We start from the raw sequence: 24,860 nt of genomic DNA on the forward strand, positions 1-24,860 counted from the left end.
CTGCCCCGGCTACAGGTGGTCGCGCAGGAAGGCCCGCACCCGCTCCGTCGCGTCCGTCGCCGACGGCTCGTGGTACTCCGCGTGCAGCGGCGTCCGGCGCGCCACCGCACCCTTCACACCCGGCGTGCGCGTCATGAACGAGTGCCCGGCCTCGGGGTAGACGACGACGTCGTGCGGGATCCCCCGCTCGGTCAGGTCGGCCTCCAGGCGCTGCGGGTAGCCGTCGGCGAACTGCGCGTCCCGCCCGCCGAAGCTGGCGACGACCGGACAGACCGGTTCCACCTCGACGCCGGCGCGGCCGTAGAACGGCACCGCGACCCGGTACAGACCGCTCTGGGACAGCAGCATCGCGAACCCGCCGCCCATGCAGAACCCCATGACCCCGATCCGGTCGGCGTCGACGGTGGGCTGGTCGGCCAGCCAGCGACGCGCGGACTCGCAGTCGCCGAGCGCGGCGCCGCGGCCGGTGGCCATCGTCGCCACCGTCGAGGCGATGCACAACGGCTTCACCCGGCCGCGGGCGAACAGGTCCGGGATCAGCACGGTGTAGCCCTCGCGGGCCAGCTCGCGGGCGATCCGGCGCATCTCCGGGGTCATCCCGAAGATCTCGTAGATCATCACGATCGCCGGGCCCGGGGTGGTGGTCTCGGGGCGGGCCAGGAAGCCGGGCAGCCTGCCGCCGTTGACACTGGGCAGTGAGATCTCGGACTCGACGGTCATGGGCGTGCGTCCCTCCCGGCGCGCGGGACCCGGACGAGTCCCTCCTGCATGGTGGTGGCGACCAGGCGGCCGTCGGCGGTGAAGAAGCGGCCGCTCGCGAGGCCGCGCCCGCCGGACGCGGCCGGCGAGAAGCACGAGTAGAGCAGCCACTCGTCGGCCCGGAACGGCGCGTGGAACCACATCGCGTGGTCCAGGCTCGCCATCTGCAGCCCGGTCCGGGGCACGTCGTGGCGGGCGACGACCGACCCCAGCAGGGTCAGGTCGCTGGCGTAGGTGAGCAGGCACACGTGGAGCAGCGGGTCGTCGGGCAGCTCGCCGTCGGCGCGCAGCCACAGCCGCATCGGGTCGTCGGACGGGCCGGGGTGGTCCTGCGACCAGGACGGCTCGTCGATCAGCCGGATGTCCAGCGGGCGCGGCAGCCCGGCCATCCAGCCGCCGTCGCCGCGGGCGGCGCGGGTGCCGAGGTCGTCGACGGCGTCCGGCGCGGGGACGTCCGAGGGCATCGGCTGGGAGTGCTCCAGACCGTTCTGCGGCAGCTGGAACGACGCCGACAGCGAGAAGATCGGCTCGCCGCGCTGGATGGCGAGCACCCGGCGGGTGGTGAACGACCGGCCGTCGCGGACCCGCTCGGTCTCGTAGACGATCGGGATGCTCGGGTCCCCGGGCCGGATGAAGTAGGCGTGCAGCGAGTGCACGCCCCGGTCGGCCGGCACCGTGCGGCCCGCGGCGACCAGCGCCTGGCCCGCGACCTGCCCGCCGAACACGCGGGGCAGCGACACCGGCGGGCTCACCCCGCGGAAGAGGTTGTCCTCCAGCCGCTCCAGGTCCAGCAGCGCGACCAGGTCGTCGAGGACGGCCTGGCCGCGCGGTTCACCGTCGGCTGCGGTCTGCGCGGTTGCGGAATCGGCACTCACGGTCGGTGAGTATGCCCAACCGGCCTCAGGCGTGGTCGTCCTCGCCCAGGCGGTGCACCCGGATCAGGTTGGTCGACCCGACCGTGGAGGGCGGCGACCCGGCGACGACGACCACCAGGTCACCCGGCTTGAACCGGCCGATCGACAGGATCGCGTGGTCGACCTGGCGGATCATCGCGTCGGTCGAGTCGACCTTGTCGACCAGGAACGTCTCGACGCCCCAGGTCATCGCGAGCTGGCTGCGCACCGCGGGCTCCGGGGTGAACGCCAGCAGCGGGAGCCGGGTGTGCAGCCGGGCCAGGCGGCGCACCGTGTCACCGGACTGGGAGAACGCGACCAGCGCCCGCGCCGAGAGCCGCTCGCCGATGTCGCGGGCGGCGTAGGACAGCACGCCACGCTTGGTGCGGGGCACGTGGTTGAGCGGCGGCACGTCGGCCGGGCCCGCCTCGACGGCCTCGACGATCTCGGCCATCGTCCGCACGGTCTTGATCGGGTAGCGGCCGACGCTGGTCTCACCGGACAGCATCACGGCGTCGGTGCCGTCGAGGACGGCGTTCGCGACGTCGGAGGCCTCGGCGCGGGTCGGGCGCGAGCTGGTGATCATCGACTCCAGCATCTGGGTCGCGACGATGACCGGCTTGGCGTTCTCCCGCGCGATCTGCACCGCGCGCTTCTGCACCAGCGGCACGTTCTGCAGCGGCAGCTCCACGCCCAGGTCACCGCGGGCGACCATGATGCCGTCGAAGGCGAGCACGACGGCCTCGAGGTTGTCGACGGCCTCCGGCTTCTCCAGCTTCGCGATCACCGGGACGCGGCCGGCGCCGGTGTTGTCCATGATCTTGTGGACGAGGTCGATGTCGGCGGGGCTGCGCACGAACGACAGCGCGACGACGTCGACCCGCAGCGACATCGCGAACTCCAGGTCCGCGATGTCCTTGTCCGACAGCGCGGGCACCGAGATGTTCATCCCGGGCAGCGACAGGCCCTTGTTGTCCGAGACGGGGCCGCCCTCGGTGACCCGGCAGACCACGTCGTTGCCGTCGACGGCGACGACCCGCAGGCCGACCTTGCCGTCGTCGACGAGCATCCGGTCGTCGACCTGGGCGTCCTGGGCGAGGCCCTTGTAGGTCGTGGAGACCCGGTCGCGGGTGCCGGCCACGTCGTCGACCGTGATCCGCACCTCCTCGCCGGTCGCCCACTCGGTGGGCCCGTCGGTGAAGCGGCCGAGCCGGATCTTCGGGCCCTGCAGGTCGGCGAGGATGCCGACGGCGCGCCCGGTCGAGTCGGCGGCGTCGCGGACCATCTCGTAGACGCGCTTGTGGTCGGCGCGGTCCCCGTGGCTGAAGTTGAGCCGGGCCACGTCCATGCCCGCTTCCACGAGGTCACGGATCCGGTCCGGGGTCGCCGTGGCCGGACCGATGGTGCAGACGATCTTGGTTCGACGTGTCACGGCTATCAGGGTAGCGCTGTCTGGAACGATCAGGACGACGGGAACCCGGCCTGTCGGCGTCCGGTTCGACGGTGTTCATCCCGGCGGTCACCGGTGGAGCAGACTGGGGGCGTGCGCGTCCAGCCGTTCGTCCTGTCGGTCCTGTTGAGCCTGGTGGTCCTGTTCACCCCGGCGTCCGGGGTACCGACGGCACCTCCGGGCACCGACAAGGTCGTCCACCTGCTGCTGTTCGCGCTGCTGGCGTGGACCGGGCGGGCCGCCGGGATCCGGGTGTGGCCGCTGCTGGGCGGGCTGGTCGTCTACGCCGCGGCGTCGGAGGTCGCGCAGGCGCTGCTGCCGATCGGGCGCAGCGGGGACGTCCTCGACGCGCTCGTCGACGTCGCCGGGGCGGTACTCGGGGTGGGGCTGGCCGCACTGGTGGCGCGGCGGCGCCCGGGGCGGACGTCGTCCTCGCGGCTCTGAGGCCGACCGTCCCCACACCGCCGGGCGGGCCGGCTCAGCCGGAGGGGCGCTGGGTGGCGTCGGCGAAACGGGCCAGGGTCGCCGCGATCGCGCGGGTGTAGCGGTCCAGCTTCACGGTGTCGACGTTGCCGATCCGGTCGCAGGCCGAGTGGTAGCAGCCGTCGTAGGCCCGGCCCGCCTCGCCGCCCCAGAGCTGGGCCTGGGAGCGGGACTTGGTGTCCTCGTCGCCGGTGACCGCGCCCGCGACCGGGATGCCGACCTCGGCGAAGGGGCCGTCGTCGTCGCCGTAGAGGCCGATGGTCTCGGGCTGCGGGGCGCCCGCCGCGGCCAGCTCCTCGGCCAGCACCGAGGCGACGACGCCGGACCCGGACGGGCCCCGCTCCTCGTCGTCCTCGCCGCGGCCGCCCTGCACGAAGTAGCCGCCGTTGGGTGAGCCGAGCATGTCGGCGTTGAGGTAGAGCAGGTGGTGCTCGCGCTCCTCCTCCGACAGGGACCGCACGTAGCCGGTCGAGCCCTGCAGGTCGTCCTCCTCCGAGCCCCAGAAGCCGAAGGAGACGGTGGCGCCGACGCCCGGCTGCGGGCCGAGCGCGGTCGCCGCGGCGAGCAGCCCGGCGATGCCGCTGCCGTCGTCGTTGATGCCGGGGCCGGCCCGCACGGAGTCGAGGTGGGCGCCGGCGAGCACGATCCGGGCGGGGTCGCCGCCGCGGGTGCGGGCGACGACGTTGCGCAGCTCGCGACCGTCCCCGGCGTCGTAGGTGGGGGTGGTGACGTCGAACCCGGCGTCGCGCAGCACGCCGGCGACGTAGTCGACCGTCGCGTCGTAGCCGGGCGTCCCGGCGGCGCGGTTGCCGCCGTTGTCGTCGGCGATGCGCTCCAGGGCCCGCAGGTGCGGCACCGCTGCCTCGCCGGTCGCGGCGCCGGTGACCTGCTGGGACAGCGCCCCGGCGGGCGGCGGCGCGGTGGCGGGCCCGGCGGCGGTGCACCCGGCGACGACGAACGCCGCCGTCACCAGCGCCAGCAGCCCGTCACGGGTGCGCCGGCCCCGCGTCCGCCCCTGCACTCCCATGCCCACTCCCCCGTGCGTCGACCCGGACCGCGTCGGCCCGTCCGCGGTGTTCGTACCCCGGCCGTCGTCCGGATCACCGCGCAGGTTGTCGACCGTGTCACGGAAACCCGCCCGGCGCCGCCCGGACCGTCGGCGCGGCACGGTGACACGACCCGGCGACAGCGCGGCGGCACGGCGGCGGCACGGCGGCGGCACGACCGACCCGACGGCGCGGCGGCGGCGCGGCCGCGGCGGGTCAGCGGCGCGGGAGCTCGCTGGGGCCGACGTGGTCGTCGAGCCACTCGGTGACCGGGCGGGAGGCCCGCCACACCGTGCGGACCCGGTCCCGGGCCCGCGGGCCGTGCAGCACGTCGTCCGGCGGCCAGCTCCGCGACACGTAGAGCCCCTTGTGTCGCAGCAGGTCCAGCCGCGGGTGGCCAGGGTCGGTGCCGCGCGGGCGGGTCTTGAGCGTCTGGCCGTCGACGGTGAGCCCGGCAGCGCGGGCGGTGTCGAGCCGGGCCCGCAGGTCCTCGCCGCGGCGCTCGTCGTCGACGCTCTCGCGGTAGCGGGTCAGCTGGTCGGGCGCCATGTAGTAGTAGCCGCCCGCGGCGAGCATCCCGTCCGCGGACACCTCGACGTAGAACGGCTCGGCGAAGCCGCCGCAGTGGGTCTTGTACGGCGTCTTGTCCGCGGCGAAGCGCACGTCGCGGTAGGGCCGGAACACCTTGCCCGCCCCGAACTCCGGTTCGAGGTCGGCGAGCAGCGCCGTCATCGGGCCGCGGACGTCGGTCTCGTAGACCTCGCGCTGGTCGGTCCAGTACGCCCGTGAGTTGTCGGCGAGCAGGCCGTCGTAGAACTCGACGGCGCCGTCGCCGAAGCCCGCGAACGCGCTCACGCGTCCTCGTGCTCCTGGGGCTTGCCCTGCTCCCCGGGCGCGGTGGTGTCCTCCGGCTCGGGCGCGACGTACTCCTCGCGGCCGCGCCGGGCGAACGCGACGTAGAGCACCGCCCCGACGAACACGACGGCCGCGACGACGACGTTGATCCGGACGTCGCCGAACACGCGGGTCGCCGGGTCGGTACGCATGAGCTCGATGAAGAACCGGCCGAGGGTGTAGCCCGCGACGTAGAGCGCGAACACCTTGCCGTGGCCGAGCCGGAACCGGCGGTCGGCCAGCACGATCAGCGCGGCGACGACGAGGTTCCACAGCAGCTCGTAGAGGAACGTGGGGTGCACGACCGCGATCGGTGTCGGGTCGAGCGCGACGCCGCCGAGCGGGTCGTCCAGCCCGGTCGCGGGGTCGACGCGGCGGTAGATCTCCAGGCCCCAGGGCAGGGTGGTCGGGCCGCCGTAGAGCTCCTGGTTGAACCAGTTCCCGAGCCGCCCGATCGCCTGGGCGACGATGATGCCGGGCGCGACCGCGTCGGCGAACAGCGGCAGCGGGACGCCGTGGCGGCGGCAGCCGATCCAGGCCCCGACCCCGCCGAGCGCGATGGCGCCCCAGATCCCGAGCCCGCCGTTCCAGATCTCCAGCGCACCCCACGGGTTGCCGCCGGGGCCGAAGTAGGTCCGCCAGTCGGTGGCGACGTGGTAGAGCCGCCCGCCGAGCAGGCCGAACGGCACCGCCCACACCGCGACGTCGAGCACCGTCCCGGCCCGCCCGCCGCGCGCCTGCAGCCGACGCTCGCCCCACCACAGGGCGACCGCGATGCCGGCGATGATGCACAGCGCGTACGCCCGGATCGGGATCGGGCCGAGGTGCCAGACACCGCGGTCCGGGCTGGGGATGTACGTCGGGAGCGCCGCGGCGAGCGTGACGAGCACGGCTCAGCCGCCGTTGCGGCTGCAGGACGGGTGGAACCCGGCCGCGACCAGCCCGCGGACCGCGGCCGCCGGGTCACCGCTGGTCACCAGGCCCTCGCCGACCAGCACCGCGTCGGCACCCCAGCCCGCGTAGGTGAGCAGGTCACCGGGGCCGCGGACGCCGGACTCGGCGACCTTGAGGACGTGCGACGGCAGCCCGGGCGCGATCTCACCGAAGACCGACCGGTTCACCTCGAGGGTGTGCAGGTTGCGGGCGTTCACGCCGATCAGGGTGGCGCCGGCCTCCAGGGCGCGGTCGCACTCCTCCTCGGTGTGCACCTCGACCAGCGGGGTCATCCCGAGGGACTCGACGCGGTCCAGCAGCGAGGCGAGCACCGGCTGCTCCAGCGCGGCGACGATCAGCAGCACGACGTCCGCGCCGTGCGCACGGGCCTCGTGCACCTGGTACGGCGTGACGACGAAGTCCTTGCGCAGCAGCGGGGTGTCGACCCGGGCGCGGACGGCGTCGAAGTCGGCCAGCGAGCCGCCGAAGCGGCGCTGCTCGGTGAGCACGCTGATCACCCGCGCGCCGTTGGCGGAGTAGGCATCGGCGAGGTCGGCCGGGTCGGGGATGTCGGCGAGCGACCCCTTCGACGGGCTGGCCCGCTTCACCTCGGCGATGACGCCGACACCCGGCTCGCGCAGGGCCGCCATCGCGTCCCGCGGCGGCGGCGCGGCCGCGGCCCGCCGTTTGATCTCGGCGAAGTCGACGACGCTCTCGCGCTCGGCGAGGTCCTCCCGGACCCCGTCCACGATGGACTCGAGGACGCTGGGTACGCGACCCGGTGTCCCGTTCGGGTGTCCGGCAGTACCGGCAGTGCCCGTAGTGCTCACAGGGCCGACTCCTCCTCCGCTCGCGCGTCGCCCGGACGTCGAGGTCATGCTAGTTCTCCCCCTCACGCGGGCCGACGGTCGGGTCGCCGCCGGCGTCGAGCCGTTCCCAGGCCGCCCGGTCGGGGTCGGCCGGTGTCGTGGCCGCCTGCGTCCCCGGTGCGGCGTACCGGGCGCCGAGCCGCGGCAGCCGCGGCTCGCGGACCACCAGCAGCACCGCCGCGGCGAGCGCGACGACCCCGCCGGCGACGGCCAGCCAGGGCCACGGCGTCGCCGAGACCGCGCCGGAGCCCGCGGGGGCGTTCGGGGCGGTCAGCCCGGAACGGGCCGAGGCCAGCTCCACCGCCGACGGCGGCACGGCGACCAGCCGCAGGGTCAGCACCACCGCGGCCGCCCCGGCGAGCCCGACCAGCACGCCCAGCACGCGGCGGGCGATCCCGGACAGCGCGACCAGCGCGGCGACGGCCGCCACCAGCAGCGCCGCGACCGCGGTGACCGCGGGCTGCAGCTGCGCGCCGGTGGCGCCGAGCTCGACGGTGCCGCGGGTCGCGGTGGGCACCTCCAGCACGAACCACTCGGCCGCCCCGGCGCCCCACAGCGCCCCGGCGCCGAGCAGCAGGCCGAGCACGGTCAGGCCGAGTGCCCGCCGGTCGGTGCGGTCCGCCGCGGGCGCGGCGGCCCCGTCGTCGCCGGGCGCCGTCACGCGCTGCCCGGGGCCGGCGGGGGTGACATGGACCCGGCCGCGGCGACGGCCGAGAGCACCGCCCGGGCCTTGTTCAGGCACTCCATGTCCTCCGCGGCCGGGTCGGAGTCGGCGACGATCCCGCCGCCCGCCTGCACGTACGCGGTCCCGTTGCGGATCATCGCGGTGCGGATGGCGATCGCGGTGTCGGCGTTGCCGGCGAAGTCGAGGTAGCCGACGATGCCGCCGTACTGGCCGCGGCGGGTCGGCTCCAGCCGGTCGATGACCTGCATGGCCCGCACCTTCGGCGCCCCGGACAGGGTGCCGGCCGGGAAGCAGGCGACGACGGCGTCGAACGCGGTGCGGTCGCCGCGCAGCAGCCCGGTCACCGTCGACACCAGGTGCATGACGTGGCTGTAGCGCTCGATCTCGAAGAAGTTCCGCACGGTCACCGTGCCGGGCTCGCACACCCGGCCCAGGTCGTTGCGGCCGAGGTCGACGAGCATCAGGTGCTCGGCGCGCTCCTTCTCGTCGCCGCGCAGCTCCTTCTCCAGGAGCTGGTCCTCCTCGTCGGTCGCGCCGCGCCAGCGGGTGCCCGCGATGGGGTGCGTGGTGGCGCGCCCGTCGAGCACGCTGACCAGCGCCTCCGGGCTGGACCCGACGATGGAGAACGGCGGCCCGCCCGCCGCGTCGTCGAGACGCAGCAGGTACATGTACGGGCTCGGGTTCGTGGTGCGCAGGATCCGGTATACCTCGAGCGGGTCGGCGTCGCACTCCATCTCGAAGCGCTGCGAGAGCACGATCTGGAACGCCTCGCCGGCGCGGATCTGCTCCTTGGCGTCCTCGATCGCGGCGTGGTGCTGCTCGGGGGTGCGCCGGCGGAGGAACTCCGGGCGGGTCGGGGTGTACACCGCGACCGAGCTGGGCGCGGGCACGGCGAGCTCGCCGGTCATCCGGTCCAGCCGGGCGACGGCGTCGTCGTAGGCCTGGTCGACGCGCTCGTCGGTGGCGTCCCAGTTGATCGCGTTCGCGATCAGGGTGACGGTGCCCTCGTGGTGGTCGAGCGCGGCCAGGTCGGTGGCCAGCAGCATGACCAGCTCGGGCAGCGCCAGGTCGTCGACGGCCGGGTCGTCCGGGTCGGCGATGCGCTCGACGCGGCGGACGATGTCGTAGCCGAGGTAGCCGACCATGCCGCCGGTCAGCGGCGGGAGCCCGGGCAGCGGCTCGGAGTGCAGCTCGGTGACCACGGTGCGCAGCGCGTCGAGCGGGTCGCCGGTGGTGGGCAGGCCGTCGGGGACCTCCCCGGTCCAGACCAGCTCGCCGTCGACGGCGGTGAGCGCGGCGGCGCTGCGGGCCCCGACGAACGACCACCGCGACCAGGACCGGCCGTTCTCGGCGGACTCCAGCAGGAACGTGCCCGCGGTCCCGCCCGCGAGCTTGCGGTAGACCCCGACCGGGGTCTCGTCGTCGGCCAGCAGCCGCCGGGTCACCGGGATGACCCGGTGCGCGCGGGCCAGCTCCCGGAACTCCTCACGGGTGGGGCTCACCGCGCCCAGGGCGGCGGCCGCGGGAACCGCGGGGGCGGGGGCCCCGGTCGTCGTCGCGCCACCGGATGCGTTCTGGGTCCGCTGGGTCATGCGACTCATTGTCCCCGAGCAGTGACGGCCGCCCTCGCGCGGGTGAGGATGGGGCGCATGACCGAACCGAGCGCCACCGCACCCCCGGACCCGGGGGCGTCGCCACGGCGTCGTGGCCGCCGGTCCGGCGGCGCGGACACCCGGGCCGGGCTGCTCGCGGCCGCCCGCGCCGAGTTCGCCGACCGCGGCTTCGACGGCGCCACGGTCCGCCGGATCGCCGAGCGGGCCGGGGTGGACCCGGCCATGGTGAACCACTGGTTCGGCGGCAAGGAGAAGCTGTTCCTCGCCGCGCTGGACCTGCCGGTCGACCCCGCACAGATCCGGCGGATGGTGCTGGACGGCCCGGCCGACCGGGTCGGCGAGCGGATCGTGCGGGGGTTCCTGACGGTCTGGGACACCGGCGGCGGCGCCCCGATGGCGGCGGTGCTGCGCAGCGTCGCGGGTCACGACATCGCGGCGCGGATGCTGCGTGAGTTCGTCGGCGGCGCGATCCTGCGCCCGGTCACCCGGGCGCACTCCCCCGACCGGCCCGACGAGCGGGGCGCGCTCGTCGGCTCCCAGCTGATCGGGCTCGGCATGATGCGCTACGTGGTGCGGCTGGAGCCGCTGGCCTCGGCACCGCGCGAGGACGTCGTCGCCGCGGTCGGGCCCACCGTGCAGCGCTACCTGACCGGGAACCTGGGGTCGACGAACCCCGAGGAGTAGGCGGCGACGACGGCCTGGGTCCGGCCCCGCGACCCGGTCTTGGCCAGCACCGCGGCGACGTCGGTCGTCACCGTGCCCACGCCGAGCGCCAGCTCCCCGGCGATCTCGGCGTCGGACAGCCCGCGCGCCATCAGCCGCAGCACCCCGCCCTCCCGCGCGGTCAGCCCGGCGGCGGCGAGCCGGTCGCCGTCGTCGGTGGCGAACCCGGCCACGAGCTCGCGCACCGCCGCCGGGAACAGCAGCGACTCGCCCGCGGCGACGGTGTGCACGGCCCGGACCACGTCGCGCGGCGGGGTCCGCTTCAGCAGGAAGCCACCGGCCCCGGCGCACAGCGCGTCCAGGACGTACCGGTCGTGGCCGAAGGTGGTGAGGACCAGCACCCGGGGCGGGCCGGGGCGGCGCAGCAGCGCCCGGGCCGCGGTGCCGCCGTCGACGGCGGGCATGCGGACGTCGGCCAGCACGACCTCGGGCCGCAGCCGGGTGACCAGGCCGGGGACCGCGTCGCCGTCGGCGGCCTCGCCGAGGACGGTGATGCCGGGGTCGGCGTCGAGCACCGCGCGCAGCCCGGTGCGGACCGGCTCCTCCTGGTCGGCCAGCAGGACCCCGACGCTCGCGTCGCTCGTCATCGCTCCCCTCCGTACGCCGGTCACCGTCCTACCGCGCCCGTCGGCGTGTCCCCGCACCGCCTCGCCGAGCGGCCGGTGAGCACGCCACCACGGGAGCAAGACTGTCACCCGGCTGCCGCAGCCGTCCCGCCCTCGGGACCGCCGGAGGCCGCCGACCCGGTGGCCGCGGCCGGGGTGCGACCGCACACTGGGGCCATGGTCGATCTGTCCGCCCGGCTCCCCGACGCCGTCACCGACCGGCTCGCGGCCCTGCGCTCGCGGATCGGCTCGGCGGTGTTCAGCCGGGTCGCCGGGGACGAGGGCTCCGGCCGCCGCGCCCGCGTCCTCGGCGCCGAGGGCCCGCGCTGGTTCGCCGAGGACGCCGCGATCCGCACCGTGCACGGCGACGCGTCGATGTTCGTCGGCGGGCTGCGGGCGCTGCTGCTGCAGTCACTGCACCCGCTGGCCATGGCCGGGGTCGCCGGGCACTCCGGGTTCCGGGGCGACCCGTGGGGACGGCTGCAGCGCACCTCGTACTTCCTGGCCGCGACGACGTTCGGCCCGGCCGAGGAGGCCGAGCGGGTGATCGCCCGGATCAGGCGGGCCCACGTCCACGTCCGCGGGACCGCGCCGGACGGGCGCCCCTACTCGGCGTCGGACCCGCACCTGCTGCGCTGGGTGCACATCGCCGAGATCGACAGCTTCCTCGCCGCGCACGACCGCTACGGCAGCACCCCGCTCGACGCCGCGGGCCGCGACGCCTACGTCGCCGACGCCGCACGCGTCGCCCGTGAGCTGGGCGTGCCCGACCCGCCGGAGTCCACCGCGGAGCTGCGGGCGCAGCTCGACGGGTACCGGCCCGAGCTGGCCGGGACCCCCGCGGCCCGCGACGCCGCCCGGTTCCTGTTGTGGGAGCCGCCGCTACCGCTCGCCGCACGGGTGCCGTACTCGGTGCTGGCCGCCGCGTCGGTGGGGCTGATGCCGCGCTGGACGCGGATGCCGCTGCGGCTGCCGTGGCTGCCCGTCGCCGAGGCGACCGTCGTGCGGGCCGGTGGGCACGCCGTCACCGCCGGGATCCGGTGGGTCACCTCCGCCCCGGCCCAGCCGCCCCCGATGCCGCCGGCGCATCCCTGAGCCCGCGGACCTTGCCGCGGCCGGGCCGGTCCGGCACGGTGCCGGTACAGGCGGCGCGACGGGCGCGGCGTGCCGAGCACCGGAGGTCCGATGACCACGACCGACAGGACGCACGCCGGACGGGTGGTCGCGGCCCTCGACGCCGTCGACCCGGGCGACGGGCTGTTCGCCGCCGGCGCCGTCACCTGGCACTCCTTCGACGAGGTCGAGGCGCCGACGGTGCCGGACACGATGGACAGCGTGCGGGCGATCCGCGCGGCGGTCCCCGACTTCGGGTTCCGTGACGTCCGCGCCCAGCCGGTGACCGGCGGGATCTCGTGGGCGCGCTACGTCGTCGCGGGGACGCTGCCCGACGGCACCGCGTTCCGGGCGCCGGCCGCGCTCGCCGTGCACGTCGGCGACGACGGGCTGGTCACCCGGATCGAGGAGTACGTCGACACCGGCCAGCTCGCCGGGCTGTTCGGCGCACTCGGGAGCTGAGCCGGAGTCGGTCCCCGGCCGGCAGGACGTCGGTGTTCATTCTCCGTCCCTGACCAGCAGGACGTCGGTGTCGAAGCAGGTCCGGGTCCCGGTGTGGCAGGCCGGCCCCTCCTGGTCGACGACGACGAGCGCCGCGTCGCCGTCGCAGTCCAGCCGGACCTCGTGCACGTGCTGCACGTGCCCCGACGTGCCGCCCTTGACCCAGTACTCCTGCCGCGACCGCGACCAGTAGGTCCCCCGGCCGGTGGTCAGGGTGCGGTGCAGCGCCTCGTCGTCCATCCAGCCGACCATCAGCACCTCACCGGCGCGGGACTGGACGACGGCGCAGACCAGGCCGTCGGCGTCGCGCTTGAGCCGGGCCGCGACCGCCGGGTCCAGCGCGGACTCGGCCGCGGACAGGCGCACGCTCTGCGCGGTCATCGGATCTCGACCCCCTCGCCCCGCAGCGCGTCCTTGACCTCGCCGATGCGGAGCTGTCCGAAGTGGAACACGCTGGCGGCGAGCACCGCGTCCGCCCCGGCGCGCACGGCCGGGCCGAAGTGCTCGACCGCGCCGGCACCGCCGGAGGCGATCACCGGGACGTCGACGACCTTCCGGACCGCGGTCAGCATCTCCAGGTCGAACCCGGCGCGGGTGCCGTCGGCGTCCATCGAGTTGAGCAGGATCTCCCCCACGCCGAGCTCCTGGCCGCGCTGCGCCCACTCGACGGCGTCGATCCCGGCGGAGCGGCGCCCGCCGTGCGTGGTGACCTCCCAGCCCGACGGCTGCGGCTGCTCCCCCTCGGGGACGCGGCGGGCGTCGACCGAGAGCACGATGCACTGGCTGCCGAAGCGCCGTGACATCTCGTGCAGCAGCGTGGGCCGGGCGATGGCGGCGGTGTTCACCGACACCTTGTCCGCGCCCGCGCGGAGCATCCGGTCGACGTCGTCGGGGGTGCGGATGCCGCCGCCGACGGTCAGCGGGATGAACACCTGCTCGGCGGTGCGGCGCACCACGTCGATCATGGTGCCGCGCTCCGACGACGACGCGGTGACGTCGAGGAAGGTCAGCTCGTCGGCGCCCTCGGCGTCGTAGACCCGCGCCATCTCGACCGGGTCGCCCGCGTCGCGGAGCTCCTTGAAGTTGACGCCCTTCACCACGCGCCCGGCGTCGACGTCCAGGCAGGGGATGACGCGGACCGCGACGCCCATCAGGCGCTCACCGCGCCGACGGCCTCGATCGCCTCGGGCAGGGTGAACCGGCCCGCGTAGAGCGCCTTGCCGATGATCGACCCCTCGATGTTCACCCCGGTCGCGGCGACCTCGGCCAGCCGCACCAGGTCGGCGACCTCGGAGATCCCGCCGGACGCGATCACCGGGGCGGTGGTGGCCTTCGCGACCTCGGTGAGCAGCTCGACGTTCGGGCCCTGCAGGGTCCCGTCCTTGGAGACGTCGGTGACGATGTAGCGGGTGGCGCCGTCGGCGTCGAGGCGGGCGAGGACCTCCCAGAGGTCGCCGCCGTCGGAGGTCCAGCCGCGCCCGGCGACCCGGCGCCTGCCGTCGATCATCTTGACGTCGAGGCCGATCGCGATCTTCTCGCCGTGCTCGGCGAGGACCTTGCGGCACCACTCGGGCTGCTCGAGCGCGGCGGTGCCCAGGTTGAGCCGGGCCGCGCCGGTCGAGAGCGCACGGTCGAGGGACTCGTCGTCGCGGATCCCGCCGGACAGCTCGACCCGCAGGTCCAGGCGGCCGACGACCTCGGCCAGCAACTCGGCGTTCGAGCCGCGCCCGAACGCGGCGTCGAGGTCCACCAGGTGGACCCACTCGGCGCCGCCGGACTGCCAGTTCAGGGCCGCCTCCAGGGGCGAGCCGTAGCCGGTCTCGGTGCCGGCCTCGCCCTGCACCAGCCGGACGGCCTGCCCGTCGACGACGTCCACCGCGGGAAGCAACGTGAAGCTCACCGCGCCAGCGTATCCGCGCCGCTCGTAGCCTCCGGGGGTGGCCGAGGGGGACAGCATCTTCCGGCTCGCGGCGCGGCTGGACGCGGCCACCGCGGGCGCGGTGGTCGCACGCTCGGACGTGCGCCACCCCCGCTTCGCCGGCGCCGACCTCGCCGGGCAGGAGATCACCGGCTGGGTGCCGCGCGGCAAGCACCTGCTGGCCCGCACCGCGGGCGGCTGGACAGTGCACTCGCACCTGCGGATGTCCGGGCGGTGGTCGGTGCTGCGGCCCGGGAGGCGGCTCCCCCGTGCCGTCGCGGCCGACCTGCGGATCGCGCTGCACCTCGTCGACGGCCGCACCGTGGCCGGGATCGGGCTGCCGGTGCTGGCGGTGCTCCCGACCCGCGACGAGCACACCGTCGTCGGGCACCTGGGCCCGGATCTGCTCGGCGGCACCTTCGACGGCGACGCGGCCCTCGCCCGGCTGCGCGCCGACCCCGGCCGGGCGGTGCTGGCGGCGCTGCTGGACCAGCGCGTCGTCGCCGGGCTGGGGAACATGTGGGCCCAGGAGCTGCTGTTCCTGGAGCGGGTCTCGCCGTGGCGGGCGTGCTCCGCGGTCGACGACCCCGGCGCGCTCCTCGGGCACGGCCGCGCGCTGCTGCGCGACGCCGTCGTGCGCAACCCCGCGCAGAACACCACCGGGCGGGTCCGGCCGCGGCACTTCGTCCACGGCCGCTACCGGCGACCCTGTCTGCGCTGCGGCACCGCGGTGGCGTTCACGCCGCCGGAGCGCACCCCGCACGGCCGCGAGACCTGGTGCTCGTCGCGATCGGGGTGGCCGGGTTCGGGGAGGAGTCGGAGAACGACGTCGTCACCGAGCACCTGCTGACCGTCAACGCGCAGGCCCCGATGGCGATCGGCCGGGCCGCGCTCCCGCATCTCACCGACTCCGGCGGCACGCTCGCGATGATCTCGGCGATCCTGGCCGACGTGCCGACGCCGGGGATGGCGGCGTACTCGGCGTCGAAGGCGGCGCTGTCGGCGTGGCTGACCGCGACCCGCGGTGGCGTGCGCAAGCAGGGCGTGCGGGTGCTCGACGTGCGGCCGCCGCACATCGAGACCGGGCTCGCCGACCGTGCCGTCGCCGGGACGGTGCCGTCGGGGATCGCCGCGGGCTCCGACGTCGCGACGCTCGTCAGGCAGGTGCTCGAGGCGCTGCGCTCGGACCGGCGGACGGTGACCTTCGACCTGCGCTCCGGGGAGTACGCGCTGGGCTGAGGTGCGTTCCGCGGAACGGCCGTGGCGGCGCGCGAGCACGGCCACACTCCCCGCCATGCCCTTCCTCCGTGCCCGTACGCGCGCCGACCGGACCGCGCCTCGTGTCGGACCGCCGTTCCTGCCGTCGGCCCCGGACCGGCGCGAGATCGCCGAGTACCGGAGGCGACGGTACGGACCGGCCTCGTGGCTCGGCAGGCTGATCTCTCTTGCGGTGATCCTCGTCGTCGGACGGGTCTGGCTGCACGTCCAGGCCCAGCAGATCGACTTCGGGCCGGTCCGCGACCCGGCTCCCGCCGTTTCCGCGCCGGCCACCGACCTCCGCACGGAGGAGGGGCTGACCCGCCTCGTCGACGACGTCCGCCGCGCGACCGGGAGCACGGTCGTCGACCGGGTCGCGGTGTACGGCGCGGACCGGATAACCGTGCAGACGGCCGACCCCGGCCGGCCCACCCGCACCCGCACCTACGTCTGGGACTCCGACGACGGGTTGGGCGTGGTCACGACCGACCGACCGCTCGCCCGGGACCCGGCACAGCGCACCGTCGACCTCGACGACCTCGCGCCGGGACCGGTCGCGGAGGTGGTCGCACGGGCCCCCGGCACCGTCGGTGTGCCCGCAGCGGAGACCACCCGCCTGCTCGTCGCCGACCTCGGCAGCGGTCCCGCCGTCGTGGTCACCTGCATCGGCCGCGACGGCCGCATCGGCGAGCTGGAAGCCCGGCTCGACGGCGGCGGCGTCGTGGTCGGTGTCAGCCCTTGACCGACCGCAGCCAGTTCTCCAGGACCGCGGCGCCGGCGTCGCCGGACTTCTCCGGATGGAACTGGGTCGCCGACAGCGGCCCGTTCTCCACCGCGGCGACGACGTCCTCGCCGTGGTGGGTCCAGGTGACCTTCGGCGGGGCGATCGCGTGCGAGGGCTCCAGGGTCCAGCGCCGGACGCCGAACGAGTGCACGAAGTAGAAGCGGGTGTCGGCGTCGAGCCCGGCGAACAGGGTGCTGTCCTGCGGGGTCCGGACGGTGTTCCAACCCATGTGCGGCAGCACGTCGGCCTGGATCCGCTCGACCGTGCCGGGCCACTCGCCGCAGCCCTCGGTGTTCTCGTCGAACTCGACGCCGCGCTCGAACATGACCTGCATGCCGACGCAGATCCCGAGGACCGGGCGGCCGCCGGCGAGGCGACGCCCGATGATCTGCGGGCCACGGACGGCGTGCAGGCCCTGCATGCACGCCGCGAAGGCGCCCACCCCGGGGACGACGAGACCGTCGGCCTCGGTCGCCGCGTCGAAGTCGGACGTCACGGTGACGTCCGCGCCGACGCGTTCGAGGGCGCGCTCGGCGGAGCGCAGGTTCCCGGAGCCGTAGTCGAGGACGACGATGCGTGCCACGCGACCAGCGTAGTCGCCACCCTGCGCGGCTCCCCGCGGCCCGGGGGCGGCGCAGTGATCAACAGTACCCGGTCGCTGCTCGGGCCGGCGGTGGCAGCGCCGAGGTACTGATGATCATGCCGACGGGTGCGGGGTCAGACCATGCGGTAGCGCGTCGCCAGTTCCGTGCTCTGTCCGGCGAACGCGGCGAGCCCCGCCTCGGCCGCGGACCGGAGCAGTCCCGCGTCCTCGACACCCGGGGCGCACACCACCTCGCCGAGCTCGAGCCCCCGCAGACCGGCGGTGACGACGTCCTCGGGGCTCATCCGCGGGACGGCGCTCAGGTCCAGGCCCTGACGGGTGTGGAACTCGGTGGCCACCACACCGGGGCACAGGACCTGGACGCGGACACCGGCGTCGGCGACCTCGGTGGCCAGCAGCTGGGAGAAGGCCACGAGGTGGGCCAGCGCGCCCCCGTAGACCGCGCGCGGCGGCCCGGCCGCGGCGGGCGCGGGACCGCTGAAGGCGATCATGCCGGCGACGTTGACGACGGCGCCGCCCCCGCGGGCGACCATCGGGCCGACCGCGGCGCGGGAGATCATCGTCGGGGCGATCACCTTGACGCCGAGCAGCTCCCGGGCCCGGGCCGCGGACAGGTCGGCGAGCGGCATGTAGTGGGCGACGCCGGCGTTGTTGACCAGCAGGTCCAGGGGCCGCTCGGCGGCGAGGCCGGCGACCCGGTCGATGCCGGCGTCGGTGGACAGGTCCGCGGTGACGGTCTCGACGTCGTGGCCGGGGTGCCCGGCGGCGAACGTGGCGAGGCGCGCGGTGTCACGTCCGACGACGATCAGGTCGTACCCGTCGGCGGCGAGGCGCTCGGCGAAGGCCCGGCCGATGCCGGAGGTGGCGCCGGTGACGAGGGCGAGGGGGCTCACGGGTGTCGTTCCTCCGGGAGGGTCGGTGCTGACCCCACCAGCCTGGCCCGGCCGGGGGCGGGTGCACAGGCCCCGTCGTTCGGGGTCCTCGCAGGGCCCCCCACCCGGTGATCCGCGGTGCGCGTGCAGATCCGCGGTCCGCGTGCGTCCGGACGCGCGCGAGGGACGGATCTCCGCGCGGACCCGCGATCAGCCGGGGGTGAGGTCGGCGAGGCGGTCGGCGTCGTCGCCGCCGGGTGCGGCGAAGTACACGACCAGTACCTGGCCCCGGGTGCCCGGGACCGGGTAGTTGACCCGGCGCAGCGCCAGGGCCCCGGCCCGTGGGTGCTCCCAGCGCACGACGGCGCCGGTGAGCAGGTCGACGTCGTGGCGTCGCCAGACCTCGCGGAACGTCGCGCTCGCCGCCGACAGCTCCTCGACCAGGGCGGCGACGGCGGGGGTCGTCAGGTCGGGACCGAGCGACGCCCGGAACTCGGCCACCATCGTCGCGGCGTCGCGGTCCCAGTCCGGGTGCAGTGCGCGCTCGGCGTCGTCGAGGAACATCGAGCGGAGCCGGTTGGCGCCGGGGCGGATCGCCGGGGAGAGCGCCCCGGCCGCCGCGTTGGCGGCGAGCACGTCGAAGGCGCGGCTCTTGACGAACACGGGGAGGCCGACGGCGTCGAGCAGCAGCCGGCTGCCCTCGGGAACCTCCTCCCCGGCCGGGCCGGAGGTGTCCGGCTCCCCCGGCCGGACGAGCCCGTGCAGGTGGGCCGTGGCCGCGGCGTCGAGCTGCAGGACGCGGGCGAGCGCGGTGAGGACCTGGGCCGACGGGTTGGTGTCGCGCCCCTTCTGCAGCCGCACGTAGTAGTCGACGCTGATGCCTGCCAGCGTCGCCACCTCCTCGCGGCGGAGCCCCGGGGTGCGCCGGGGGCCGGTGCCGGGCAGCCCGACCTCGGCGGGGGCGACGAGCGCCCGCCGCGCCTGCAGGTAGGTGCTCAGCGCAGTGGGTCCGGCCACGGACCCACCCTAGGACGCCCGCGCCCCCGGCCCGCCCCGGTGCCCGGCCCGCCTCAGCTGCCGGTGACCGCCGCCGCGACCTGGTGACCGGCCGGCGCCCAGCCGATCGCCGGGGCGACCCGCTCGGCGATCGAGCGCAGCAGGTGCGCGTTGTACTCCACACCGAGCTGGTTGGGCACGGTGAACAGCACGTAGTCCGCCTCCCGCACGGCGACGTCCTCGGCGAGCTCGGCGGCGATCCGGTCCGGGTCGCCGACGTAGCTGCGGCCGAACCGGGACCGGGCGCCGTCGAGGATCCCGACCTGGTCGTCCTCGCCGCGCTCCCCGAAGTAGCGGCGGTCGAGGTCGGTCGTGACCGGGATGACGCTGCGCGACACCGACACCAGCGGGGTGCGCTCGTGCCCGGCGGCGGCCCAGGCCTCGCGGTAGCGCAGGATCTGCTCGGCCTGCAGCCGGTCGAACGACTCGCCGGTGTCCTCGGTGAGCAGCGTCGAGCTCTGCAGGTTCATGCCCTGGGTCGCGGCCCACTCGGCGGTGGCCCGGGTGCCCGCGCCCCACCAGATGCGGTCGCCGAGGCCCGGGGACTGCGGCTGCACCGGCAGCGCGACGTGCCGCCCGCGGGTGCGGGACGGGTCGGCGGGCGCCACCCCGGCACCGCGGATCGCGGCGAGGAACACCTCGGCCTTGGCGCGGGCGGCGTCGGCGTGGGTCTGCCCGTCGGCGGGCCGGTACCCGAAGGCCTCGGCGCCGTTCAGCGCGATCTCGGGCGACCCCCGGCTCACGCCGAGCTGCAGCCGCCCGCCGGAGAGCAGGTCGGTCGCGGCGGCCTCCTCGGCCATGTAGAGCGGGTTCTCGTAGCGCATGTCGATCACGCCGGTGCCCATCTCGATCCGGCTGGTGGTCGCCGCGATCGCCGCGAGCAGCGGGAACGGGGCGGCCAGCTGGCGCTCGAAGTGGTGCACGCGCACGAAGGCACCGTCGATGCCGATGTCCTCCGCGGCGCGCGCCAGCTCCACGGTCTGGCGCAGCGCGTCGGCGGCGGTGGGGGTCCGGGACCCGGGGACCTCCCCGTGGTGCCCGAACGACAGGAACCCGATCTTCGTCATGCCCTGTCCAACAGAAGTTGAGGGCTCAACATTCCCTCAGAGGGCGCCCTTGGTGGACGGCACCCCGGTCACCCGCTGGTCGGGCTCGGTCGCGGCCCGCAGCGCCCGGGCGACGGCCTTGAACTCGGCCTCGGTGATGTGGTGCGGGTCGCGGCCGTCGAGCACCCGGACGTGCAGGGCGAGGTGCCCGTGGAAGGCCAGGGACTCGAACACGTGCTTGTTCAGCACGGTCGGGTAGTGCCCGCCGACGACGAAGCCGCGCATCATCTCCGGCTCGCCGGTGCACACGGTGTAGGGCCGGCCGGAGACGTCGACGACGGCCTGGGCGAGGGCCTCGTCCATCGGGATCCAGGCGTCGCCGAAGCGGCGGATGCCCTTCTTGTCCCCCAGCGCCTGGCGGATCGCCTGACCCAGCACGATCGCGACGTCCTCCACGGTGTGGTGGGAGTCGATCTCGATGTCGCCCTCGGCGTGCACGGACAGGTCGAAGCTGCCGTGCTTGCCGAACGCGTCGAGCATGTGGTCGAAGAACGGGACCTTGGTGGCGATGTCGGTGCGCCCGGTGCCGTCGAGGTCGATCTCGACGACGATGCGCGTCTCCTTGGTGACGCGTTCGACGCGTCCGATGCGGCTCACCTTGTCGGTCGTCACAGCAGCTCCTTGGTGGCGAGGTCGGTGGCGGCGGCGAGGAAGGCGTCGTTCTCCTCCGGCGTGCCCACGGTGACCCGCAGCCGCTCGGGGATGCCGACGTCGCGGATCAGCACGCCCTGGTCGAGGAACCCCTTCCAGGCGCGGCCGGCGTCGGCGAAGCGTCCGAAGAGGATGAAGTTGGCGTCGGAGGCGACGACGTCGTAGCCGGCGGCGGCGAGCTCGCCGGAGATCCGGTCCCGCTCGGCGGCGAGCAGCGCCACCGAGCCGAGGGTGGCCTCGGCGTGGCGGAGCGCGGCCCGCGCGGCGGCCTGCGAGAGAACCGACAGGTGGTACGGCAGCCGCACGAGCTGCAGTGCGTCGATCACCGCGGGCGCGGCGGCGAGGTAGCCCAGCCGGCCGCCGGCGAAGGCGAACGCCTTGCTCATCGTCCGCGACACCACGAGCTTGTGGCCGTGCGTCGCCAGCAGGGTCGTGGCGCTCGGGCGGCCGGTGGCCTCGGCGAACTCGGCGTAGGCCTCGTCGACGACGACCATGCCGGGGGCGGCGTCGACCAGCCGGGCCAGGTCGGCCGGGGCGACCGACTGCCCCGTCGGGTTGTTCGGGCTGGTCACGAACGTGATGTCCGGGGCCTTCTCACCCAGGACGGCGACGGCCGCGTCGACGTCGAGGGTGAAGTCCTCCCGGCGCGGCACCGGGACGAACTCGGTCTGCGTGCCGGAGGCGAGGATCGGGTGCATCGAGTAGCTGGGCACGAAGCCGAGCGCGGTCCGGCCGGGCCCGCCGAAGGTCTGCAGGATCTGCTGGAGGATCTCGTTGGACCCGTTCGCGGCCCACAGGTTCGCCGTGGTCAGCTCGACCCCGGTCTGCCGGGACAGGTAGGCGGCGAGGTCGCCCCGCAGCGCGACGAGGTCGCGGTCGGGGTACCGGTGCAGCTCACGGGCCGCCTCCTCCACCGAGGCGGCGACGTCGGCGACCAGCTCGGGCGGCGGCGGGTACGGGTTCTCGTTGGTGTTGAGCCGCACCGCGACGTCGAGCTGCGGTGCGCCGTACGGGCTCTTGCCGCGCAGGTCCTCGCGCAGCGGCAGGTCCGCGAGCCGGACCGACGAACCGGCGGTCACGCCCCGGCCCCCTCGAACCGGGCGGTCACGGCCTCGCCGTGGGCGGGCAGGTCCTCGGCGTTCGCCAGGGTCACGACCCGGTCGGCGACCTCGGCCAGCGCCACGCGGCCGTAGTCGACGACGTGGATGCCGCGCAGGAACGTCGCCGTCGACAGCCCGCCGGAGTGCCGCGCGCAGCCACCGGTCGGGAGCACGTGGTTCGACCCGGCGCAGTAGTCGCCCAGCGACACCGGCGACCAGGACCCGACGAAGATCGCGCCGGCGTTGCGGACCTTCGCCGCGTCGCCCGCGGAGTCGGCGGTCTGGATCTCCAGGTGCTCGGCGGCGTAGGCGTCGACGACGGCGACCCCGTCGGCGGTCGAGGACACCAGGATGACCCCGGACTGCGGCCCGGTCAGCGCGGTGCGCACCCGCTCGGTGTGCTTGGTCGCGCCGACCCGGGTCTCCAGCTCGGCCTCGACCCGCTCCACCAGCGCGTCGGAGGTCGTGACCAGCACCGATGCGGCGTTCGGGTCGTGCTCGGCCTGCGAGATGAGGTCCGCGGCGACGTGCGCGGCGTCCGCGGTGTCGTCGGCGAGGATCGCGATCTCGGTGGTGCCGGCCTCGGCGTCGATCCCGACCAGGCCGCGCAGCATCCGCTTGGCGGCGGTGACGTAGACGTTGCCGGGGCCGGTGACCATGTCGACCGGCTCCAGCTCGGCGCCGTCGGTGTCGGTGCCGCCGTAGGCCAGCAGGGCGACGCACTGGGCGCCGCCGACGGCCCACACCTCGTCGACGCCGAGCAGCGCGGCCGCCGCCAGGATCGTCGGGTGCGGGCGTCCGCCGAACTCCGCCTGCGCCGGGGAGGCGACGACCAACGACTCCACGCCCGCCGCCTGCGCCGGGACCACGTTCATGACCACGCTCGACGGGTAGACCGCCAGCCCGCCCGGGGCGTAGAGCCCGACCCGGCGGACCGGGACGAACCGCTCGGTGACGGTGCCGCCGGGGACGACCTGGATGACCACGTCGGGCCTGCGCTGCTCGGCGTGCACGATCCGGGCGCGCTCGATCGAGGTCTCCAGGGCCGCGCGCACGTCCGGGTCGAGGTCGCGCAGGGCACCGGAGATCGCCTCGGTCGGGACGCGCACGGTCTCCGGGCGGACCCGGTCGAAGCGCTCGGTGGCGTCCAGCGCGGCGGCGGCGCCGCGGTCGCGCACGTCCTCCACCAGCGGGCGGGCACGCTCCAGAGCGGCGTCGATGTCCAGCTCGGCGCGCGGCATCATGCCGCGCAGGGTGGCCGGACGGGGCAGCGGTTCGGCTCGCAGGTCGAGGCGGCGGAGCATGGCTCCCAGGGTACGGCGGTGCCCCGACGGCCCCTCAGCCCACCGGGACCACGACCAGGTTCCCCGCACCCGCCCACGGCGTCCCGACGTCGACGCCGTCCGGGTGGTGCCCGCGCCGGTGCACCAGCCGGGTGGTCCCCCGCTCGTACGGGGCGGGCCGCAGGAACAGGTAGTTGACGTCGTAGAGCACCGAGGCGACCGGGCCCGCCCCGGCACGGCGGGCCGCGATCCGGGTGAGCATCGGGGCGCGTTCGGACAGCGGGTCGTCGATCGTGCAGCGCTCGTCGCAGAAGTACGCCAGCGCGCCCAGCTCCCCCGCGCTGACCACGGTCCCGTGCAGCCCGGCCGCGACCCGCGCGTACTCGGCGGCGGTGGCGTGGTTGGTCGAGATCGGCGCGAGCCGCCACGGCACCCCGTGCCCGACGTCGGACGCGGTGGACGACACCGCGAGGACGGCCAGCACGGCGGTGAGCAGCGTCGACGTCGCCACGGACAGGGTCGCGACCGCCCGCGGCACCGGAACCCCGCGCCGGACGGGCCGGACGAGCGCCCCGGCCGACCACGCGGCCAGCACGGTCAGCGCACCGGCCGCGGGGCCGTAGTACCAGTGGTAGGGCGCCGTCCCGATCACGACGAACGCCGCCGCGTGCACCGCCGCGCCCAGCCCCAGGACCGTCACCGCCGCCCGGCCCCGGCGTCGCACCGCCACCCAGGCGAGGCCGCCCACCACCCCGGCGACGGCCGGGAGCAGCGCGAGCACCGTCGCCACCGGGAACACCCTGGCGTAGACCGTCAGGCCGTTCGCGAACGTGACGTGGTCGCGGCCCCAGCTGTCGCCGACCTTCCACAGCAGCGTGTCCGGCACGAACGAGCCCAGCACGACCCACGAGAACAGGTACCAGGGCGCGGCGACCAGGAACGCCGCCGCGCCGACCGCCCGCCACCGCCGGCGCAGTGCCGGGACCCCGACGGCCGCGAGGACGGCGACGACGACCATGTCCGGCCGGGTGAGCACGAGCAGTGCACACAGTACGCCCGCGGTGCGCGCCCGGCCGGTGACCGCGGCGTGCGCGAGCCCGGCGAGCAGGGTGACCGCCAGGTACGTCTCGAGCCCCACGGTGGACAGCAGCAGCGGGTTCGCCAGCAGCAGCGGCGCCGGGAGCGCGGCCGTCCAGCCGGGCAGCCCGAGCGACCGGGCGGTCGTCGCGGTCCAGTGGGTGAGCAGCGCCATCAGCCCGGCGAGCACGATCCCGGCGGCGAGCACGGCGTCGCGGACGACGAGCGTCACCGCCGCCAGCAGCAGCACGTTCAGCGGGGAGGTCGCGGTGTTCGCGGGGAGGCCGGGCGAGACACCCCATTCCCCGTGCAGCGCCAGAGTGCGGACGTAGGCGAGGGTGATGTAGGCGTCGTCGATCAGGGCCCCGCGGACCAGGGCGAACGCGGCCGCCGCGAGCAGGGCGGCCGCGGCGGGCAGCACCGCGGCGGACCAGCGCGGCGCGGGTGGCGCGGGCACGCGGTGGCGGCCCCGGCGCGTCTCCCACGGGTGGGGCTCCGGAGCCGACCGTCCCGGGCGGACCGCGGCGAGCACGGACCGAGAATGGCAGGTGGGCGCGGTGCCCCGGACGCGGACACGTCACTCCG

Annotated in this window: 28 protein-coding genes; 7 read left to right on the forward strand and 21 right to left on the reverse strand. The window is 75.4% G+C overall.

Going from position 1 to position 24,860, the window contains the following annotated elements; all coding sequences use genetic code 11:
- Positions 1-9: 9 nt before the first annotated feature.
- From KPL60_RS09900 to pyk, 3 genes are read right to left on the reverse strand one after another with little or no spacing between them, the layout of a single operon-like run.
- Entirely contained in the window at positions 10-720 is a 711-nt protein-coding gene (locus KPL60_RS09900) for a dienelactone hydrolase family protein (protein WP_226356289.1), read from the reverse strand.
- The gene (locus tag KPL60_RS09905) at positions 717-1,634 is read right to left on the reverse strand and encodes an acyl-CoA thioesterase II (protein WP_226356288.1); all 918 of its coding nucleotides are present in this window, start codon (positions 1,632-1,634) and stop codon (positions 717-719) included. Before KPL60_RS09905 ends, KPL60_RS09900 begins: the two co-directional genes overlap by 4 nt.
- 25 nt (positions 1,635-1,659) lie before the next feature.
- Positions 1,660-3,084 (reverse strand): pyruvate kinase, encoded by a 1,425-nt coding sequence (gene pyk / locus KPL60_RS09910; protein ID WP_226356287.1) that lies wholly within the window; start codon positions 3,082-3,084, stop codon positions 1,660-1,662.
- 111 nt (positions 3,085-3,195) lie between these two features.
- On the opposite strand from pyk, the gene KPL60_RS09915 reads away from it, so the two are divergent.
- Complete coding sequence (locus KPL60_RS09915) at positions 3,196-3,546, forward strand: VanZ family protein (protein ID WP_226356286.1); 351 nt, start codon at positions 3,196-3,198, stop codon at positions 3,544-3,546.
- A 34-nt stretch (positions 3,547-3,580) separates the two neighbouring features.
- On the opposite strand, the gene KPL60_RS09920 is transcribed toward KPL60_RS09915, so the two are convergent.
- The 6 genes from KPL60_RS09920 to KPL60_RS09945 form a co-directional block, all read right to left on the reverse strand.
- Complete coding sequence (locus KPL60_RS09920; RefSeq protein WP_226356285.1) at positions 3,581-4,612, reverse strand: M28 family peptidase; 1,032 nt, start codon at positions 4,610-4,612, stop codon at positions 3,581-3,583.
- Between the two features lie 235 nt (positions 4,613-4,847).
- A complete protein-coding gene (locus KPL60_RS09925) occupies positions 4,848-5,486 on the reverse strand; it encodes a DUF2461 domain-containing protein (RefSeq protein ID WP_226365614.1) in 639 nt (212 codons plus the stop codon).
- Positions 5,483-6,415 (reverse strand): prolipoprotein diacylglyceryl transferase, encoded by a 933-nt coding sequence (gene lgt, locus KPL60_RS09930; protein ID WP_226365615.1) that lies wholly within the window; start codon positions 6,413-6,415, stop codon positions 5,483-5,485. Before lgt ends, KPL60_RS09925 begins: the two co-directional genes overlap by 4 nt.
- Positions 6,416-6,418: 3 nt before the next feature.
- Positions 6,419-7,288 carry an indole-3-glycerol phosphate synthase TrpC gene (gene trpC / locus KPL60_RS09935; protein WP_308016717.1) on the reverse strand — a complete coding sequence of 290 codons (870 nt, stop codon included), beginning with the start codon at positions 7,286-7,288 and terminating at the stop codon, positions 6,419-6,421.
- Positions 7,289-7,337: 49 nt separating this feature from the next.
- Positions 7,338-7,988 (reverse strand): Trp biosynthesis-associated membrane protein, encoded by a 651-nt coding sequence (locus tag KPL60_RS09940; RefSeq protein WP_226356282.1) that lies wholly within the window; start codon positions 7,986-7,988, stop codon positions 7,338-7,340.
- Entirely contained in the window at positions 7,985-9,604 is a 1,620-nt protein-coding gene (locus KPL60_RS09945) for an anthranilate synthase component I (RefSeq protein WP_226356281.1), read from the reverse strand. Before KPL60_RS09945 ends, KPL60_RS09940 begins: the two co-directional genes overlap by 4 nt.
- 57 nt (positions 9,605-9,661) lie before the next feature.
- Between KPL60_RS09945 and KPL60_RS09950 the strand changes: the two genes are divergently transcribed.
- A complete protein-coding gene (locus KPL60_RS09950) occupies positions 9,662-10,309 on the forward strand; it encodes a TetR family transcriptional regulator (RefSeq protein WP_226365616.1) in 648 nt (215 codons plus the stop codon).
- Here KPL60_RS09950 and KPL60_RS09955 read toward each other — a convergent pair.
- Positions 10,267-10,935, reverse strand: coding sequence for a response regulator transcription factor (locus tag KPL60_RS09955; protein ID WP_226365617.1), 669 nt, complete (start codon positions 10,933-10,935; stop codon positions 10,267-10,269). The genes KPL60_RS09950 and KPL60_RS09955 overlap by 43 nt on opposite strands.
- Positions 10,936-11,130: 195 nt before the next feature.
- On the opposite strand from KPL60_RS09955, the gene KPL60_RS09960 reads away from it, so the two are divergent.
- Both KPL60_RS09960 and KPL60_RS09965 read left to right on the forward strand, forming a co-directional pair.
- Complete coding sequence (locus KPL60_RS09960; RefSeq protein WP_226356278.1) at positions 11,131-12,048, forward strand: oxygenase MpaB family protein; 918 nt, start codon at positions 11,131-11,133, stop codon at positions 12,046-12,048.
- 90 nt (positions 12,049-12,138) lie between these two features.
- Entirely contained in the window at positions 12,139-12,528 is a 390-nt protein-coding gene (locus KPL60_RS09965) for a hypothetical protein (RefSeq protein ID WP_226365618.1), read from the forward strand.
- Between the two features lie 36 nt (positions 12,529-12,564).
- On the opposite strand, the gene hisI is transcribed toward KPL60_RS09965, so the two are convergent.
- The 3 genes from hisI to priA are packed head-to-tail and all read right to left on the reverse strand — an operon-like array spanning position 12,565 to position 14,467.
- Positions 12,565-12,948: a phosphoribosyl-AMP cyclohydrolase gene (hisI, locus tag KPL60_RS09970; RefSeq protein ID WP_226365619.1), complete on the reverse strand. Its 384-nt coding sequence runs from the start codon at positions 12,946-12,948 to the stop codon at positions 12,565-12,567.
- Entirely contained in the window at positions 12,945-13,718 is a 774-nt protein-coding gene (gene hisF / locus KPL60_RS09975; RefSeq protein ID WP_226356275.1) for an imidazole glycerol phosphate synthase subunit HisF, read from the reverse strand. The genes hisI and hisF overlap by 4 nt, the downstream gene beginning before the upstream one ends.
- On the reverse strand, positions 13,718-14,467 hold the full coding sequence (priA, locus tag KPL60_RS09980; protein ID WP_226365620.1) for a bifunctional 1-(5-phosphoribosyl)-5-((5-phosphoribosylamino)methylideneamino)imidazole-4-carboxamide isomerase/phosphoribosylanthranilate isomerase PriA: 750 nt from the start codon (positions 14,465-14,467) through the stop codon (positions 13,718-13,720). The genes hisF and priA overlap by 1 nt, the downstream gene beginning before the upstream one ends.
- Before the next feature lie 37 nt (positions 14,468-14,504).
- Between priA and KPL60_RS09985 the strand changes: the two genes are divergently transcribed.
- Genes KPL60_RS09985 through KPL60_RS09995 form a run of 3 tightly spaced genes read left to right on the forward strand, consistent with a single transcriptional unit; the run spans position 14,505 to position 16,484 of the window.
- Positions 14,505-15,335, forward strand: coding sequence for a DNA-formamidopyrimidine glycosylase family protein (locus KPL60_RS09985; protein WP_226365621.1), 831 nt, complete (start codon positions 14,505-14,507; stop codon positions 15,333-15,335).
- Positions 15,263-15,724, forward strand: a complete 462-nt coding sequence (locus KPL60_RS09990; protein WP_226365622.1) for an SDR family oxidoreductase — start codon at positions 15,263-15,265, stop codon at positions 15,722-15,724. Before KPL60_RS09985 ends, KPL60_RS09990 begins: the two co-directional genes overlap by 73 nt.
- Before the next feature lie 55 nt (positions 15,725-15,779).
- A complete protein-coding gene (locus KPL60_RS09995) occupies positions 15,780-16,484 on the forward strand; it encodes a hypothetical protein (RefSeq protein WP_226356271.1) in 705 nt (234 codons plus the stop codon).
- Here the strand turns inward: KPL60_RS09995 and hisH are convergent.
- The 8 genes from hisH to KPL60_RS10035 all read right to left on the reverse strand — a co-directional run bounded on the left by hisH (position 16,474) and on the right by KPL60_RS10035 (position 24,732).
- The gene (hisH, locus tag KPL60_RS10000; protein WP_226365623.1) at positions 16,474-17,109 is read right to left on the reverse strand and encodes an imidazole glycerol phosphate synthase subunit HisH; all 636 of its coding nucleotides are present in this window, start codon (positions 17,107-17,109) and stop codon (positions 16,474-16,476) included. The two genes, KPL60_RS09995 and hisH, sit on opposite strands and share 11 nt — an antisense overlap.
- A gap of 134 nt (positions 17,110-17,243) precedes the next feature.
- Positions 17,244-18,023 (reverse strand): SDR family oxidoreductase, encoded by a 780-nt coding sequence (locus tag KPL60_RS10005; RefSeq protein ID WP_226365624.1) that lies wholly within the window; start codon positions 18,021-18,023, stop codon positions 17,244-17,246.
- A gap of 189 nt (positions 18,024-18,212) precedes the next feature.
- On the reverse strand, positions 18,213-19,019 hold the full coding sequence (locus KPL60_RS10010; protein WP_226365625.1) for a helix-turn-helix domain-containing protein: 807 nt from the start codon (positions 19,017-19,019) through the stop codon (positions 18,213-18,215).
- Positions 19,020-19,072: 53 nt separating this feature from the next.
- Positions 19,073-20,125 (reverse strand): LLM class flavin-dependent oxidoreductase, encoded by a 1,053-nt coding sequence (locus KPL60_RS10015; protein WP_226356261.1) that lies wholly within the window; start codon positions 20,123-20,125, stop codon positions 19,073-19,075.
- Positions 20,126-20,161: 36 nt separating this feature from the next.
- Entirely contained in the window at positions 20,162-20,761 is a 600-nt protein-coding gene (gene hisB, locus KPL60_RS10020; protein ID WP_226366062.1) for an imidazoleglycerol-phosphate dehydratase HisB, read from the reverse strand.
- A gap of 11 nt (positions 20,762-20,772) precedes the next feature.
- Positions 20,773-21,894 carry a histidinol-phosphate transaminase gene (locus KPL60_RS10025; RefSeq protein WP_226356260.1) on the reverse strand — a complete coding sequence of 374 codons (1,122 nt, stop codon included), beginning with the start codon at positions 21,892-21,894 and terminating at the stop codon, positions 20,773-20,775.
- Positions 21,891-23,219: a histidinol dehydrogenase gene (hisD, locus tag KPL60_RS10030; RefSeq protein WP_226365626.1), complete on the reverse strand. Its 1,329-nt coding sequence runs from the start codon at positions 23,217-23,219 to the stop codon at positions 21,891-21,893. The genes KPL60_RS10025 and hisD overlap by 4 nt, the downstream gene beginning before the upstream one ends.
- Positions 23,220-23,253: 34 nt before the next feature.
- Positions 23,254-24,732, reverse strand: coding sequence for a hypothetical protein (locus KPL60_RS10035; protein ID WP_226365627.1), 1,479 nt, complete (start codon positions 24,730-24,732; stop codon positions 23,254-23,256).
- Positions 24,733-24,860 lie beyond the last annotated feature (128 nt).

Origin of the sequence: Pseudonocardia sp. ICBG162 (genome assembly GCF_020496225.1) — a bacterium.
GTDB lineage: Bacteria > Actinomycetota > Actinomycetes > Mycobacteriales > Pseudonocardiaceae > Pseudonocardia > Pseudonocardia alni.

What these genes read in the sequence shown, in the direction of transcription:
- KPL60_RS09900 (WP_226356289.1), bottom strand. Translation starts at nt 720, where the DNA reads ATGACCGTCGAGTCCGAGATCTCACTGCCCAGTGTCAACGGCGGCAGG.
- KPL60_RS09920 (WP_226356285.1), bottom strand. Translation starts at nt 4,612, where the DNA reads ATGGGAGTGCAGGGGCGGACGCGGGGCCGGCGCACCCGTGACGGGCTG.
- KPL60_RS09945 (WP_226356281.1), bottom strand. Translation starts at nt 9,604, where the DNA reads ATGACCCAGCGGACCCAGAACGCATCCGGTGGCGCGACGACGACCGGG.
- KPL60_RS09950 (WP_226365616.1), top strand. Translation starts at nt 9,662, where the DNA reads ATGACCGAACCGAGCGCCACCGCACCCCCGGACCCGGGGGCGTCGCCA.
- KPL60_RS09955 (WP_226365617.1), bottom strand. Translation starts at nt 10,935, where the DNA reads ATGACGAGCGACGCGAGCGTCGGGGTCCTGCTGGCCGACCAGGAGGAG.
- KPL60_RS09960 (WP_226356278.1), top strand. Translation starts at nt 11,131, where the DNA reads ATGGTCGATCTGTCCGCCCGGCTCCCCGACGCCGTCACCGACCGGCTC.
- KPL60_RS09965 (WP_226365618.1), top strand. Translation starts at nt 12,139, where the DNA reads ATGACCACGACCGACAGGACGCACGCCGGACGGGTGGTCGCGGCCCTC.
- hisI (WP_226365619.1), bottom strand. Translation starts at nt 12,948, where the DNA reads ATGACCGCGCAGAGCGTGCGCCTGTCCGCGGCCGAGTCCGCGCTGGAC.
- hisF (WP_226356275.1), bottom strand. Translation starts at nt 13,718, where the DNA reads ATGGGCGTCGCGGTCCGCGTCATCCCCTGCCTGGACGTCGACGCCGGG.
- KPL60_RS09995 (WP_226356271.1), top strand. Translation starts at nt 15,780, where the DNA reads ATGCCCTTCCTCCGTGCCCGTACGCGCGCCGACCGGACCGCGCCTCGT.
- KPL60_RS10015 (WP_226356261.1), bottom strand. Translation starts at nt 20,125, where the DNA reads ATGACGAAGATCGGGTTCCTGTCGTTCGGGCACCACGGGGAGGTCCCC.
- hisD (WP_226365626.1), bottom strand. Translation starts at nt 23,219, where the DNA reads ATGCTCCGCCGCCTCGACCTGCGAGCCGAACCGCTGCCCCGTCCGGCC.